We start from the raw sequence: 13707 nt of genomic DNA on the forward strand, positions 1-13707 counted from the left end.
CATGATTTCGAGGCCCGAATGACCGTCATTGCCGCCTATCTCTATCGCAACGGCCAACGCGTGCGCGAAGTGTCGATCACCGAACGGATCGACTGCGCCGAAGACAAGTCGGAATTCGTCTGGATCGGCGTTGCCAGCCCGACGGCCGAGGAAATGCGGACGCTGCAGCAAAATTACAATCTCCATCCGCTGGCGGTGGAGGACGCGATCAAGGCGGATCAACTGCCCAAGGTCGACATTTATGGCGAGCAACTGTTCGTGGTGGCACGGACTGCCCATGTCGAGGAGCGGGCGATCGCCTATGGCGAGACAGCGATCTTCGTCGGCCACAGCCATATCATCAGCGTCCGCCATGGTTCGGCGCGGGGGCATATCGAATTGCGTCATGCGCTGGAGGCGGTGCCGGATCGGCTGGCCCATGGCGTCGACTATGTGTTGCACGCCATCCTCGACTTCATCGTCGACGGCTATCTGCCGATCGTCGAGGGGATCGAGGAGGAAGTGCTGACGATGGAGCAGCACACAGTCGACAATTTCCTCGGCCGCGACGAGATCACCCGTATCTTCAACCTGCGGCGCCAGTTGATCCGCTTCCAGCGTATATTGGGGCCGATGCAGGAGGTCGCGACCAAGTTCGTCAAGATCGACTTGCCCTGCATCGATCCGGAAACCCGTCCCTATTTCAGCGATGTGCGCGATCATGTGCGGCGGGTGCAGACGATGGTCGACGATCTGCGCGATGTGCTGAATTCCGTCTTCGAGTTCAGCAATTTGCTGGAGCAGCAGCGCACCGGCACGATCACCCGTCAGCTTGCCGCTTGGGCCGCGATTCTGGCGGTGCCGACCGCGATCGCCGGCATCTACGGCATGAATTTCGAGCATATGCCCGAGCTCAAGACCCGCTACGGCTATTTCGTCGTACTGGCGGTGATCCTGCTGATCTGTTCCATCCTCTACCGGCGTTTCCGCAAGCTCAACTGGCTTTGACGGCATCGCCCCGCCGAAATGGGGCCGCGGTCGCTTGACCTATTCGGACTGGCGGTGCCAGCCTGTCCGAATGGGAGGTCCGGCGATGGATGAGCAGCGCGACGCGTTCGAGGCGATCAATGCGCATATGCTGCGGTTCCTGCCGGAGCTGGTGGCGGAACTGGGCGGGGAGGCGCCGGACAGCGGCGATGCGTCGCCCAGCTATCGCCAGGCCATCGCGCTGATCGAGGATGCGGCGCATCGGCTCGCCTGCCCGGATTTCGGCATGCGTCTTGCCCTGCGCCAGCGCGGCGTCGACCTGTTCGGGCCACTGGGCGACGCGATGCGCAACGCGCCGACCTTCGGCGCGGCGATCGATTATGTGTGCAGCCATAATTATGCGCACAGCCTGGCGGCGTCGGTGTGGCTGCGGCGCTTTCCTTCCGTCCGCCATGTCTTCGTCGGGCACGACATATTGCTCGACGGCGTGCCCAATCGGGCGCAGGCGATGGAGCATATCCTGCTGGTCGGCCATCTTTTCGCGATGGAACTGACCGGCGGCCGGGCACGGGCGCGGCGGGTGCATTTTCGTCACCAGCCGATCTCGCCGGCGCGCATCTATCGCCGCTATTTCGGATGCCCGGTCCATTTCGGCCAGAATGAGGACGGGATCAGCTTTTCCGAGCGCGACATGGCAAGTCCGGTGATCGACCGGGACGCCGCGGTCTTCGCCGCGGTCACGGCCCATATCGAACGGGAATTTCCCCATCGCCATCCGCCGCTGCATGCGCAGGTGCGCGGCATCGTCATGCAATGGCTGTGGACCGCCCATTGCTCGAACGATCGGGTTGCGGCCGAGCTGGAGCTGCATCCGCGCACGCTGCACCGCCGGCTGGCGATGGAGGGCACGAGCTTCCAGAAGATCAAGGATGAGGTGCGGCGCGACATATTGCGCTACTATCTGGAGCAGACCGACATCGACTTCGCCCATGTGTCGGAGAAATTGGGATTTTCCGAACAGTCAGTGATGACGCGCAGCTGCAATCACTGGTTCGGCGCGTCGCCGACGCGGTTGCGGGCGCGGTTGCACGCGCCCGCCTGACCCTTCAGCCCGCAATCGAGGTGCGGTGCATCATTCGCCCGGAATCACGGGCATAGGGCACCACCCGGTGCAGCGCGCCGGTGTTGCTCCAGATCACGAAGTCGCCCGCCTGCCACTGATGCTGATAGACGAAATCGGGCTGGGTCGCCCATTCGTTGAGCCGTGCGATATAGGCGCGGCCATAGGCCAGCTCCATGCCGACGATCCGGTCGGCGGTCGACCCAACGATCAGGCTCTTGCGGCCATTCTTGTGGGTCTGGACCAGCGGTCGTTCCTTCTCGACGCCGATCGCCAGCTTGCCCTTTTCCGCCTCGGGAATGGCGTCGGCGATCGAGCGCAGACTGGCGGCGACGCTGTGGATGATGCGCAGATCCTCGATCTCGGCGCGCTGCGCTTCGGGCATCTGTTCATAGGCGGCGAAGGTGTTGGCGAATTCGGTCTGGCCGCCCTTGGGCGCCAGGCGCCGGGCCGAGAGCAGCGTCGCGAGCGGCGGCGGCATTTCCATCGGCATGCCGTCCATGTGCCAGAAGAAGGTGCCCAGCACATATTCCGGCGCGCGGTTGATCTTGCGATCCAGCGTCACCTGATAGACGTCCTCGTCCTTGTTGGTTGTCGCTTCGCTGGTGAGGTTGAGCCGCCCGCCGAGCAGGTCGGTGAAGGCCAGTTGCTCCTCATTGGTGAAATGAACCTGCGGCATGACCAGCACGGTCCGTTCCTCCAGCATGTCGCGGCACTGGGCGACCACTTCGGGATCGAACAAGGCCTCCCGATCGGCCTCGACCACCGCGCCGATCAGCGGCTTGACCGGGCGGAAGGTCACGCGGCTCTTGTGAATGACGTTCATGATCCTGCTCCTTCGATCTCAACCCTGTTCGGCGGCCATGCCGGAAAAGCCGATGCAATAGCCGCCATCGACCGGCAGCAAGGTGCCGGTGATGTAGGATGCCTCGTCACTGGCGAGGAATAGCGTCGCATTGGCGATCTCGCTGGCCAGACCCCACCGGTCCATAGGGATGCCGGGCACGCGGAAGATGCCGGGCGGCGGTTCGGGATGATCCTTGGCCATCGGCACCAGCCCGGTCCAGATCGATCCGGGCAGCACGGCGTTCACGCGGATATTGTGCGCGGCATAATCGAGCGCGGCGCATTTGGTCATCTGGCTGACCCCGCCCTTGGCGGCGGCATAGACGCCATGCCCCTTCCATCCGACCATGCCGGTGGCCGATCCGATATTGACGATCGCGCCGCCGCCGCTTTCCAGCATGGCGATCACGCCATATTTCATGCCCAGGAATACGCCCTTCAGATTGACGGCATGGACCCGGTCCCAATTGTCGCTGCTCTGTTCGTGCAGCGGCATGATGCCGCCGCCGAAGCCGGCATTGTTGACGAGGATGTCGACCCGGCCAAAGCCGTCGCGGGCCGTGGCGATCATCGCCTGCACGTCCGCTTCCTCGGCAACGTCGACATGCAGGCCGATCGCGCCATTGCCGATGGCGGCGGCGACCTCGTCCTGTGCGCCGCTGATGTCGGCGCACAGCACGCGCGCGCCCTCCTGCGCGAAGCGCTGCGCCATCGCCTTGCCCATGCCCGATCCCGCGCCGGTGATGACCGCGCTCTTGCCTGCCAGCCTCATGGCATCGGCTCCGTGTCGACGGTCGGCTGGATCAGGATGCGGCTCACATTGGCCCGGCGCGGCAGGCTGACGGCGAGCAATATGCCCGCGACGATATCGTCCGGCGCCATCGCCCCGTCCTTGTGGGTGTGCTGCTGGATCATGTCGCGCCATTGCGGGTCGGAAATGGAGCTGGCGATCTCGGTCGCGGTCGCGCCCGGTTCGATGATCGACACGCGGATGCCAGCCTGGCCGCCCTCCTGCCGCAGGCTTTCAGTGAAGCCGGTCAGGCCGAACTTGCTGGTCGAATAGGCGGCGAAGCGCCAGCCCGAGCGGCGCCCGGCGGTCGAGGAGATATTGACGATGTCGCCGCTGCCCTGTGCCTTCATTACCGGGAAGGCGGCGCGGCAGGCATGGATGGTGCCCATCAGGTTGATGTCGATCACCCGCTGCCACTGGGCGCTGGTCAGGCTTTCGATGCCGCCCGCCTCGTTGACGCCGGCGGAGTTGACGAGGATGTCGAGCCGGCCGAACCGCGCCACCGTGTCAGCGACGGCCGCTGCTGCATCTGCCTCGATAGACACGTCGCCGGGCAGGGCGATCGCAGTGCCGCCTGCCGCTTCGATCCGGGCGACCAGCGCGTCGAGCCGGTCGCGACGCCGTCCGTTGACAGCGACATTGACACCCTCAAGCGCCAGCGCGAGTGCCGCCGCCTCGCCAATGCCCGAGGATGCACCGGTGACCAGCGCGACCTTGTTTTCCAGTGCTGCCATGACCTCTCCTTGCCCCGCTGGCCTGTGCTGGACCGCGATGCTGAACAGGTTGTTAGCAGGGGTGGGCGGGGTGGTGCGATGGCAGGATTGGTAATAGCGCCGGGGCGATCATTTGGCTTCGAGCTGGTCCAGCATGGCCTCGATCATCGCCAAGGCCTGGTCATGGCCTTCGGTCAGGCCAAGCGCCGTTTCGCTGACCAGCATGCGGGCGAGCGAGGCGGCGATCATCACTAGGCCGCTGGCGTTGGCGGCCTGATCGGCGGGCAGCAGCGCCGCGACGGCCTGCGCCTGATGCGCGCGGAACGCCTGGGCGGCGGTGACGATCTCTGCCCGCACCGCCTCGCGATGATGGGCGATGGCGCTGAGTTCTGCGGCAAGGGCAGCGGTCGAGGGATCGCGCATCATCTCCCACATGGCGCGCAGCGGGCTGGGCGCGGCGAGCGCCTGCTCAAACCGGGCCATGCGCCGCTCGTTGATCCGCTGCACCACGGCGCGCAGCAGATCGTCCATGGTGCGGAAATAATAATAGAGAAGCTGGGTCTTCAAGCCCGCCTGCTGCGCCACCTGCCGCGCGGAAATGCCATGTTCGCCGACCTCTGTCAGGATCGTTTCGGCCGCGTCGATGAAGCGGGCGCGGTTCTGCGATCCTTCGGCGCCAAGTCTGCGAGCGGTAGCCATATCGTCCTTTCCGTCCTTCTCCCGATCCGCTTCTGGGCAATTTTGCGAGGCGCGGCAATGGCCGGACGCCTGTCCATTTTGGTCAAGTCGTGGTGTCGGGGCGTCGTTAGCCTTGGCATCAAACAAGCCCATTTTCGGAGAGACGATCCATGACCAGCCCGACGCTCGATTGTTCGGATATCGACAATTATCTAGGCAAACCGATCCAGCCCGCGCGGATGGTCGAGCCGATCAACAATGGCGATATCCGCCGCTGGGTGCAGGCGATGCATTATCCCAACCGGCTCCATTATGATGCGGGTTATGCCGCGCAGAGCCGCTGGGGCGGCATGGTCGCGCCACAGAGCTTTGCCGTGACGATGGACTGCGCCCATGGCTCCGCGCCGTCCTGCATTGGCCGGGTGCCCAATTCGCACATGCTGTTCGGCGGCGATGAATGGTGGTTCTACGGCCCGCGCATGGTGGCGGGCGACCGCATCCTCAATGAACGCATCCCGTTCGACTATACGGTCAAGGATACCAAGTTCGCCGGTCCGACCTGTTTCCAGCGCGGCGACAATTTCTATTATAACCAGCAGGGCGACCTGATCGCCAAGCAGCGCTCGACCTCGATCCGCTACAGCCAGGAAGCGGGCAAGGATAATGTCCCGACCGAAGGTTTTGACGATCCGGTTTGGACCGACGACCAACTGGAGGAACTGGAAGCGCGCAAGATGCAGTGGGTCCAGATGCTCCACGATCTGGGCCATGACCGGCGCTGGTGGGATGATGTGACGGTCGGCGCGGCGCTGCCAGAACGGGTGGTCGGCCCGCATTCGATCGTGTCCTTCGCGACCGAATGGCGATCCTATATCTTCACCCAATGGGGCGGCACCCACCGGCGCACCGACCTCGACATGGAGGCGCTGGGCTTCGTCAAGGAAATGGCGGGGCATGAGAATGACCCGGTGATGGAGGCGATCAATCCCGAATTCACCGACGGTGCCTATGTCGGCCCGTCGCGTGGCCATCTCTTCCCGCGCTGGGCCCGCTTCATCGGCATGCCGCGCGGCTATGGCTATGGCGCATCGATGGGGGCGTGGATCACCGATTATTTCGCGGGTTGGGCGGGCGAATGGGGGATGATCCGGCATTCGGCCTGCAATTATCGCAGCCCGGCGCTGACCGGCGACATCACCATCACCACCGGCACCATCCTCGACAAGTTCGTGGACGAGGATGGCCGGCACATGGTGCAGGTCGATTGCCGCATGGCCAATCAGGTGGGCGCGGTGCTGGCCACGGCCAAGGCGGAGATCGAACTGCCCAAGCGGTCGGCCTGATCCGTCTGGTCAAGCGCGCCGCGCTGTGGGATAGCGCGGCGATGGATTTAGACGATCAGTTTCGCCATTATTTCGGCACCGACGACCTTGCCAGCGTACCGCCGGAGGGCATGGCAGCCGGGATCGAGCGGATGCAGGTGGCCTTCGGGCTGGAGACCGACCGCCCCCGGCGCTTCGCCCTGTGGACGTTGCTCTACATGCTGGGCGCGGCGCCTGATCTGGATGTCGCCTTCGAGGATGAAGCCGATCGCAATGCCGCGCGCGACGTGATGGACATGCTGGACGAATAGGCCGCAGGGGCGATGGAGAAAGGCATAACCCGCGCCGGCAGGAAGGAACGCGCATCGGCGCGCGGCGCGATATTGGCCGCGACCGAGAGGCTGATGGTCGAGGAGGGCTATGCCGCCGTCACCACCCGGCGCGTGGCGAAGATCGTCGGCGTAACGCCGGCGCTGGTCCATTATCATTTTGCGACGACCGACGACCTGCTGCTGGCGCTGTTCCGCAGTCTGTCGGCCCGGTTCAAGGAAGAACTGGCGAACCGGCTGGATACGTCCGATCCGCTGCGCGCGCTGTGGCAGCTCAATTCCGATCCGGATGGCAGCGCGATCGTGCTGGAGTTCATGGCGCTGTCCAACCATCGCAAGGCGATCCGCCAGGAAATCGCCGCCTTTGTCGAGGAATTGCGCGATATCCAGACGCGGGCGATCGGCGCGGCCGACGGCGCGGGGCTGTCGCCTGTGGGGCTTTCGGTGCTGACGGCGGGCATGGCCCGGTCGATCGTGATGGAGCAGAGCCTGGGCGTGACGCTGGGCCATGAAGAGGCGCTGGCCATGGTGGAGGCGCTGATGCGCCACGCCACCGGCAAGGATGCCGACGAACCCACCGCCTAGCCGGTCAGCCGGCGCGATGATGCGCGCCGGCCTTATCCTTATTTCTTGGCCGGAATTTTGTTGAGATCGGCCTGCACCTTGGCAAGCGCGGCGTCGGTCAGCGTGTCGGCAGCATATTGCTGCACGCCCTTCAGCGTCATCGAACGCGCCATGTCGATCTGCGGATTGGCGGTGAAGCCCGGCAGATTCTTGTCCAGGACGGCCTTGGTCGCCGGATTGTCGAGCAATGTGCCGATGTCGGTCGTCTCGACGCTATAGGCTGGGGCAGGCGCGGCGGCAGGGGCCTGCGCCATGGCGATGTGCGGCGTGGTCGCAGCGAAGATCAGGCTGGTGGCGATCAGGGCGGTTTTCATCGGCATCCTCTCAAGGCAACAGGTCTTGTCCCGACGTCCAGCGGCCGTGAGACGATCTGTATCATAAGCGGGGCCGAGCAGGCAGGGAACCGGGGCGCGATCCAACCGCCCCGGCGATGTTTGGTTCAGTAGCTGCCGCCGATCCAACTGCGCACGACCGCGCCCTGGGCATTCAATTGCAGCAGGTCGGCGCGCAGGCCGGGCGCGATGCGACCGGTTTCGGCGGCAAGGCCGAGGAAGGCGGCCGGGGCCGCCGATGCCATGGCGATGGCGCGCTCGATCGGGACGTCCAGCATGGCGACGCTGTTGTGGACGGCGGTGATCATGTCGAGATTGGAACCGGCCAGCGTGCCGGCATCATCGGTGCAGGCGCCGTTGCGGACCAGGATATGGCGACCCTGGAGCATGAACTCGTCCGCGTCGGAGCCGACCGAGGGCATGGCGTCGGTGACGAGCATCAGCGTGCCTTCCGGCTTGCAGCGCAGCGCGATCTTGAGCGCGGTGGCGCTGACATGATGGCCATCGACGATGATACCGCAGGTCACGCTGTCCTGCTCCAGCGCGGCGCCGACGATGCCGGGCTTGCGCGAGCCCAGTGGCGACATGGCATTGTAGAGATGGGTGACGCCCGACAGGCCGGCCTCGATCGCGCCAATCATGTCCTCATAGCGGCCATTGCTGTGTCCCGCCGCGACGATCACGCCGCGCTCCACAAGCTGGCGCACCATGTTGGGCGAGGTCCGTTCGGGCGCCAGCGTGACCAGGGTGCGACCGCGCTTGAGCGAAGACAGAACTTCCAGCCCCTCGGCATCGAGCGGCCGGATCTTGTCGCCGTCGTGAATGCCCTTGCGCTCGATATTGAGATAGGGTCCTTCGATATGGATGCCGAGCACGCCCGGCACGCCTGCCTCGATCGCGGCGTCGACGGCGGCGACCGCCTGGCGGATGACGGCCAGATCGTCGCTGATGAGCGTCGGCAGGAAGCCGGTCGTGCCGAAACGCCGATGGGCGGCGCCGATCGCGGCGATGCCTTCGATCGTTGGGGCATCATTGAACAGCACGCCGCCGCCGCCATTGACCTGCGTATCGATAAAGCCGGGCACCAGCCGGTCGCCGCCCAAGTCGCGCCGCGCGACATCGGCCGGGACATCGGCGTCGGGCAGGATCGCGGCAATGCGATCGCCCTCGATCAGCAGCGCCTTGCCGGCATGGAAGTGGCCGTCGATCAGGATCGACCCGTTGACCAGAGCGTGACGCATCAGAGGGTCTCCGTCACCTTGGCAAGGTGCGGGGGCTGATCTGGATTGAAGCCGCGCCGGACCGACAGCGCATTGACCGCGCGGTAGAAGGCCTGGACCTGCAGCATCGGCTCGATCGCGGGATGGGCGGCGGGAACCGGCAGGTGGATGGCGCCATCCACCGGCTCGCCGGCGATCAGCACCTGGCCGCCCCGCGCAACGACCTCGCGCACCAGTTCATCGACGCTTTCGGCGGTCTCGTCCGCCTGGCGGAACACCAGCAGCGGGAAATCGGGACCGACCAGCGCCATCGGGCCATGCTTGACCTCCGCCGCGCTGAACGCTTCGGCATGAAGGCCGCTGGTTTCCTTGAACTTGAGCGCAGCTTCCTGCGCGATGCCGAAGCCGATGCCGCGGCCGATGACGTAGAGGCCGCGCGCTGTGGCGAGTTGTTCGACCAGCGGCGTCCAGTCGCAGGCCCAGGCCTGGGCGAGCAGGGTAGGGGCGGCGTCCAGCGCTGCCAGCAATTCCGCATCCTCGCTCCAATGGGCGGCAAGGTTCAGCAGGCTGGCGATCGAGGCGATATAGGATTTGGTGGCGGCGACGCTGCGTTCCGGGCCGGCGTGGAGCGGCAGCAGCGTATCGACCTGGCCGGCAAGCGGCGAGTCGGCGACATTGACCATCGCGACGGTCCTGGCGCCCGCGCTTTTGGCGGCATCGACCGTGGCCAGGATATCGGGGCTCTTGCCCGACTGCGAGATGGCGATGGCCAGCATGTCGGCGAGCGCCGGGGCGGTGCCATAGACCGAGGCGATCGAGGGTGCGGCCGAGGTGGTCAGCAGGCCCAGGCGGGTTTCGAACAGATATTTGGCGAAGGTCGCCGCATGATCGGAACTGCCGCGGGCGCAGGTGACGATGCCGCGCGGCGGATTTGCGCGCAGGCTGGCGGCCAGCGCCCTGATCGTTTCGGCGTTGGCGGCGAACTGGCGGGCGATGACGGCGCCGGCCTCTGCGGCCTCGGCGAACATCAGGGTATCTTGCGGATTGAGCATCGTGTCAGGCATCTTTTCGGTCAGGCGCGCATGTCGAGTTCGGCAACGAAGTCATAGGCATCGCCCCTGTACCAGCTTTGCGTCGCTTCGATGACGCGGCCATCGTCCAGGAAGCCGCGCCGTTCGATATAGAGGCCGGGCGCCCCCGCCTCGATCCCCAGCAGCTTGGCCTGTTCGGCGTTGAACAGCACGGCGCGCAGGCGCTGGAGGGCGCGGACCGGACGGTTGCCGGCGGCTTCCAGGGCGGCATAGAGCGAGGCGCCGACGACATCGACACCGTCGAGGCCGAAGCCGGGAATGGTCGAATATTCGAGCGCCATCGCGACATCGTCGGCATAGCGGATACGGTTGAAGCGGTAGACGGCCGCGCCGGGGCTGAGGCCCAGCGTCAGCGCGTCGTCGGGCGTGACCGCGCCGACGCTGCGGCCCAGCCACTCGCTGCGCACGGTGCGGCCGCGTGCCGCCATATCCTCGGAAAAGGAGGAGAGCTTGGCGAACTGCTTTTCGACCCGGTTGGCGACGAAGGTGCCGGCGCCCTGCTTGCGCACCAGCAGTCCTTCCTCGACCAGGGAATCCAGCGCCTTGCGCAGCGTAATGCGGGACACCGAGAGTTCCGATGCCAGGTCGCGTTCGGGCGGCAGCGCTTCATTGGGCTTCAGTCGCTGGGTGCGCAGCGCTTCGCGTAGCGCGTCTTCGAGCCGACGGTAGAGCGGGCCACCGCCCAGCGCGTCGAGCGGTCCAATCTGTTCGGCAAGCAGCGGCATCTCGTCTCCACCAGCATCTGTGTTGCTTGCACACTAAGACCAATTAAATACCATATGCCAGTGAAAAATTCCAAACACCGTCACAATTTTGAAAATATCCCTCTTGACGGCGATATGACTTCGGCGGATGGTCTGCTTATTGGTATGCAGTTGGTCCGCCCAATTGGTGCCATGCATCAAATATAAATAAGGGGTGAGATATGGGGATTCGGACTTTTCTGGTCGGTACCGCCAGCGCCATCGCGCTGTTTTCCGGTGCCGCGCATGCGCAGGGAAGCGACGCTTCCGCGCCGGCCGCCGATGCAAATGCCAGCGATATCGTCGTCACCGGCTATCGCGCCTCGCTCGCCAAGGCGATCGACGTCAAGCGTAACGCCGACGCGATCGTCGACAGCATTTCCGCCGAAGATGTCGGCAAATTCCCCAATACCAATGTCGCCGAAGCGCTGACGCTGGTGCCGGGCGTCACCGTCGACCGCCAGTTTGGCCAGGGCGAAAAAGTGTCGATCCTGGGCACCGATCCGGCGCTCAACCGCACCCTGTTGGACGGCCAGACCGTGGCGTCGGCCGACTGGTTCATCCTCGATTCGCCGGGCCGCACCTTCAACTATGCGCTGCTCGCACCGCAGCTGGTCGGCCGGGTCGACGTCTACAAGTCGCCCGAACCGCGTATCGACGAAGGTTCGATCGGCGGCACGGTCAATGTCGTGACCCGCAAGCCGCTGGACCTGAAGCCCTTCACCATGGCGGGTCAGCTTGGCTATCTCTACAATGATCGCTCGAAGAAGGGTGATATCCAGGGATCGGCGCTGGTCAGCTGGCATAATGAGGAAGGCACGTTCGGCATCCTCGCCTCGTTCCAGCGCGCCAAGGACCGGCTGCGCCGCGACGGCGTGGAGACTTATGGCACGATGAAGGCCGACCAGTGGGCCGGCGGCAATGCCGACAATCCGGTGGACTCGCGCGACAATGGCTGCGTCGGCGAATGCGCCACCACGCTCAGCAACAATCTCGACGCGATCAGCCCCAACGCCTTTGGCACCTCCTATTTCGAGCAGGGCCGCGAGCGCCTGACCTATTCGGCCACTGCCCAGTGGAAGCCGGTCGACGAGCTGACGCTGGAAGCGAGCTGGCTCAAGATCGACGCCACCTACAACAACCTCAACCAGTCCATGTATGCCTTCCAGGGCAATACCTGGAACAGCCTGGGCGCGCTGACCGGCTTGGAGGTCAATAACGGCATCGTCACGAGCGCGAGCTTCAAGAATGCGCTGTCGGTGCTGGACGTCCAGTATCGCGAGGCGGAGATGAAGTCCGACACCTATCGCGGCAAGGCGCGCTGGGACGGCGGTACCTGGGATCTGACGGTCGAAGGCGGCCTGTCGGACGCGGACGGCGGCACCAAGCGCCAGGTCTTCCTCGAATTCCTCAACTGGGCGGATTATACCGTGAACATTGGCGGCGCCCCCAAGTCGCCGGGTTCGCTGAGCTATGCCACCGACGTTCAGGGCAACCCCAATGCCTTCGTCACCGATCCGGGCTGGAGCGGCAACACCGTCACCAAGCCGACCAGCGACAAGGAGCGTTACGGCCAGGCTGACCTCGGCTTCGATTTCGACGGTGCTTTGAAGCGCATCCAGATCGGTTATAAATATCGCCATCACGAGACCGGCCAGCAATATGCGGGCATCGCGCTCAATGGTCTGGGCGTCGCGGCGGCGCAGTTCGATCCCAAGACGGTCGCGGGCAATTATCTGCGCGGCTTCAGCGGCGTGAACGACCAGATGACCGACCGCTTCATCATCAGCGGCCCGTCGATGGTCGACTATCTGGAAGGCCAGACGCTGCCGACGCCGTCGATCTTCGCGGCGGCCGAATTTACCGCCGGCAACTGGAACATCCAGGAAGACATCAACGCGGTCTATGCCCAGGCCAATTTCGACACCGGCACGCTGCGCGGCAATTTCGGCGTGCGCTATGTGAACACCAAGACTGACAGCGCCGGCTATGTCTGCAATCCGGGCGCGCCCTGCAACAGCCAAGCCGACTGGACCTGGCAGACGACCAAGCGCAGCTATGACAACTGGCTGCCCAGCGCCAACATAGCCTGGACCGCGCAGCAGGATCTGATCGTCCGCTTCTCCGCCGCCAAGGTGATGTCGCGTCCCAACTATGCCGACATGACCAATTATTTCTGGCTGTCGGACACGGTGCTGACCGGCGGTGGCGGCAACCCGAACCTGAAACCCTATACCTCGGGCAATCTCAACGCCTCGGTCGAATGGTATTTCAAGCAGGGCTCGATCCTGTCGGCGGAAGTCTTCTACAAGGATATCAGCAACTATATCCTGCAGAAGACGGCGCCCGAGAGCTATTTCAACCAGTCGCAGGGCCGGGTGACGACCTATCAGATCAGCCGTCCCTACAATGCCGGTTCGGCCGAGGTGAAGGGTTTTGCCGTCGCCTATCAGCAGAACCTGCCTTATGGCTTCGGCATATTGGCCAACTACACCTATTCCGACGGTTCGGGTGAAGGCGGCCAGGCGCTGCCCTATAATTCCAAGCATCAGGCCAGCGTCAGCCCCTTCTTCGAAAGCGGCCCGGTCGCGCTGCGCGCCACCTACACCTGGCGGTCGAAATATTTCACCGGCATCGACCGCGGCGACAGTATGTTCGTGCGGGACTCCGACAATCTGGACGTGTCGGCGACCTATGATGTCACGCCGCAGATCGGCATCACCCTGTCGGGCATGAACCTGACCGACGCGGAATATTATGCCTATGCCAACACCACGGCACTGCCGCGCGGCGTCTATCGCTCGGGCCGCAAGTTCCTGGCGACGGTGAACTTCAACTATTGATTGCCTCGCCTGTCAGAAGGCGCATGACTTGAAGACGGCGGGACGGAACGCAACAGCGTCCGCCCGCCGCACGTCCCTTGTCGCGTCCGC

14 protein-coding genes are annotated in these 13707 nt (G+C 64.6%); 6 read left to right on the plus strand and 8 right to left on the minus strand.

Annotation, left to right across the window (positions count from 1 at the left end; all coding sequences use genetic code 11):
- Positions 1 to 18 precede the first annotated feature (18 nt).
- Both ACUCV3_RS08830 and ACUCV3_RS08835 read left to right on the plus strand, forming a co-directional pair.
- Positions 19 to 987: a magnesium and cobalt transport protein CorA gene (locus ACUCV3_RS08830; RefSeq protein ID WP_279731120.1), complete on the plus strand. Its 969-nt coding sequence runs from the start codon at positions 19 to 21 to the stop codon at positions 985 to 987.
- An 85-nt stretch (positions 988 to 1072) separates the two neighbouring features.
- The gene (locus ACUCV3_RS08835) at positions 1073 to 2068 is read left to right on the plus strand and encodes an AraC family transcriptional regulator (RefSeq protein WP_279731121.1); all 996 of its coding nucleotides are present in this window, start codon (positions 1073 to 1075) and stop codon (positions 2066 to 2068) included.
- A 4-nt stretch (positions 2069 to 2072) separates the two neighbouring features.
- Here ACUCV3_RS08835 and ACUCV3_RS08840 read toward each other — a convergent pair whose 3' ends face one another.
- From ACUCV3_RS08840 to ACUCV3_RS08855, 4 genes are all read right to left on the minus strand, one after another.
- Positions 2073 to 2912 carry a TauD/TfdA dioxygenase family protein gene (locus ACUCV3_RS08840; RefSeq protein WP_161731026.1) on the minus strand — a complete coding sequence of 280 codons (840 nt, stop codon included), beginning with the start codon at positions 2910 to 2912 and terminating at the stop codon, positions 2073 to 2075.
- Positions 2913 to 2930: 18 nt separating this feature from the next.
- Positions 2931 to 3704 carry an SDR family NAD(P)-dependent oxidoreductase gene (locus ACUCV3_RS08845; RefSeq protein WP_482240560.1) on the minus strand — a complete coding sequence of 258 codons (774 nt, stop codon included), beginning with the start codon at positions 3702 to 3704 and terminating at the stop codon, positions 2931 to 2933.
- Positions 3701 to 4456 (minus strand): SDR family oxidoreductase, encoded by a 756-nt coding sequence (locus tag ACUCV3_RS08850; protein WP_279731123.1) that lies wholly within the window; start codon positions 4454 to 4456, stop codon positions 3701 to 3703. Before ACUCV3_RS08850 ends, ACUCV3_RS08845 begins: the two co-directional genes overlap by 4 nt.
- 108 nt (positions 4457 to 4564) lie before the next feature.
- Positions 4565 to 5134: a TetR/AcrR family transcriptional regulator gene (locus tag ACUCV3_RS08855; RefSeq protein ID WP_279731124.1), complete on the minus strand. Its 570-nt coding sequence runs from the start codon at positions 5132 to 5134 to the stop codon at positions 4565 to 4567.
- Between the two features lie 149 nt (positions 5135 to 5283).
- On the opposite strand from ACUCV3_RS08855, the gene ACUCV3_RS08860 reads away from it, so the two are divergent.
- From ACUCV3_RS08860 to ACUCV3_RS08870, 3 genes are read left to right on the plus strand one after another with little or no spacing between them, the layout of a single operon-like run.
- Positions 5284 to 6456, plus strand: a complete 1173-nt coding sequence (locus ACUCV3_RS08860) for an FAS1-like dehydratase domain-containing protein (RefSeq protein WP_482240561.1) — start codon at positions 5284 to 5286, stop codon at positions 6454 to 6456.
- A 41-nt stretch (positions 6457 to 6497) separates the two neighbouring features.
- A complete protein-coding gene (locus ACUCV3_RS08865; RefSeq protein WP_004212448.1) occupies positions 6498 to 6746 on the plus strand; it encodes a hypothetical protein in 249 nt (82 codons plus the stop codon).
- A gap of 12 nt (positions 6747 to 6758) precedes the next feature.
- Positions 6759 to 7349 carry a TetR/AcrR family transcriptional regulator gene (locus tag ACUCV3_RS08870; protein ID WP_279776130.1) on the plus strand — a complete coding sequence of 197 codons (591 nt, stop codon included), beginning with the start codon at positions 6759 to 6761 and terminating at the stop codon, positions 7347 to 7349.
- 38 nt (positions 7350 to 7387) lie between these two features.
- On the opposite strand, the gene ACUCV3_RS08875 is transcribed toward ACUCV3_RS08870, so the two are convergent.
- From ACUCV3_RS08875 to ACUCV3_RS08890, 4 genes are all read right to left on the minus strand, one after another.
- Positions 7388 to 7702 carry a hypothetical protein gene (locus tag ACUCV3_RS08875; protein ID WP_037521534.1) on the minus strand — a complete coding sequence of 105 codons (315 nt, stop codon included), beginning with the start codon at positions 7700 to 7702 and terminating at the stop codon, positions 7388 to 7390.
- Positions 7703 to 7827: 125 nt separating this feature from the next.
- Entirely contained in the window at positions 7828 to 8961 is a 1134-nt protein-coding gene (nagA, locus tag ACUCV3_RS08880) for an N-acetylglucosamine-6-phosphate deacetylase (RefSeq protein WP_279776131.1), read from the minus strand.
- On the minus strand, positions 8961 to 9992 hold the full coding sequence (locus tag ACUCV3_RS08885; RefSeq protein WP_482240562.1) for an SIS domain-containing protein: 1032 nt from the start codon (positions 9990 to 9992) through the stop codon (positions 8961 to 8963). The genes nagA and ACUCV3_RS08885 overlap by 1 nt, the downstream gene beginning before the upstream one ends.
- A 20-nt stretch (positions 9993 to 10012) precedes the next feature.
- The gene (locus ACUCV3_RS08890) at positions 10013 to 10756 is read right to left on the minus strand and encodes a GntR family transcriptional regulator (protein ID WP_010339098.1); all 744 of its coding nucleotides are present in this window, start codon (positions 10754 to 10756) and stop codon (positions 10013 to 10015) included.
- 200 nt (positions 10757 to 10956) lie between these two features.
- On the opposite strand from ACUCV3_RS08890, the gene ACUCV3_RS08895 reads away from it, so the two are divergent.
- Positions 10957 to 13617 (plus strand): TonB-dependent receptor, encoded by a 2661-nt coding sequence (locus ACUCV3_RS08895; protein WP_482240563.1) that lies wholly within the window; start codon positions 10957 to 10959, stop codon positions 13615 to 13617.
- Positions 13618 to 13707 lie beyond the last annotated feature (90 nt).

It is taken from the genome of Sphingobium sp. VMM (genome assembly GCF_056790315.1).

Coding starts and splice junctions, on each gene's coding strand:
- ACUCV3_RS08830 (WP_279731120.1), top strand. CDS start 19: ATGACCGTCATTGCCGCCTATCTCTATCGCAACGGCCAACGCGTGCGC.
- ACUCV3_RS08835 (WP_279731121.1), top strand. CDS start 1,073: ATGGATGAGCAGCGCGACGCGTTCGAGGCGATCAATGCGCATATGCTG.
- ACUCV3_RS08840 (WP_161731026.1), bottom strand. CDS start 2,912: ATGAACGTCATTCACAAGAGCCGCGTGACCTTCCGCCCGGTCAAGCCG.
- ACUCV3_RS08845 (WP_482240560.1), bottom strand. CDS start 3,704: ATGAGGCTGGCAGGCAAGAGCGCGGTCATCACCGGCGCGGGATCGGGC.
- ACUCV3_RS08850 (WP_279731123.1), bottom strand. CDS start 4,456: ATGGCAGCACTGGAAAACAAGGTCGCGCTGGTCACCGGTGCATCCTCG.
- ACUCV3_RS08855 (WP_279731124.1), bottom strand. CDS start 5,134: ATGGCTACCGCTCGCAGACTTGGCGCCGAAGGATCGCAGAACCGCGCC.
- ACUCV3_RS08860 (WP_482240561.1), top strand. CDS start 5,284: ATGACCAGCCCGACGCTCGATTGTTCGGATATCGACAATTATCTAGGC.
- ACUCV3_RS08865 (WP_004212448.1), top strand. CDS start 6,498: ATGGATTTAGACGATCAGTTTCGCCATTATTTCGGCACCGACGACCTT.
- ACUCV3_RS08870 (WP_279776130.1), top strand. CDS start 6,759: ATGGAGAAAGGCATAACCCGCGCCGGCAGGAAGGAACGCGCATCGGCG.
- ACUCV3_RS08875 (WP_037521534.1), bottom strand. CDS start 7,702: ATGAAAACCGCCCTGATCGCCACCAGCCTGATCTTCGCTGCGACCACG.
- nagA (WP_279776131.1), bottom strand. CDS start 8,961: ATGCGTCACGCTCTGGTCAACGGGTCGATCCTGATCGACGGCCACTTC.
- ACUCV3_RS08885 (WP_482240562.1), bottom strand. CDS start 9,992: ATGCTCAATCCGCAAGATACCCTGATGTTCGCCGAGGCCGCAGAGGCC.
- ACUCV3_RS08890 (WP_010339098.1), bottom strand. CDS start 10,756: ATGCCGCTGCTTGCCGAACAGATTGGACCGCTCGACGCGCTGGGCGGT.
- ACUCV3_RS08895 (WP_482240563.1), top strand. CDS start 10,957: ATGGGGATTCGGACTTTTCTGGTCGGTACCGCCAGCGCCATCGCGCTG.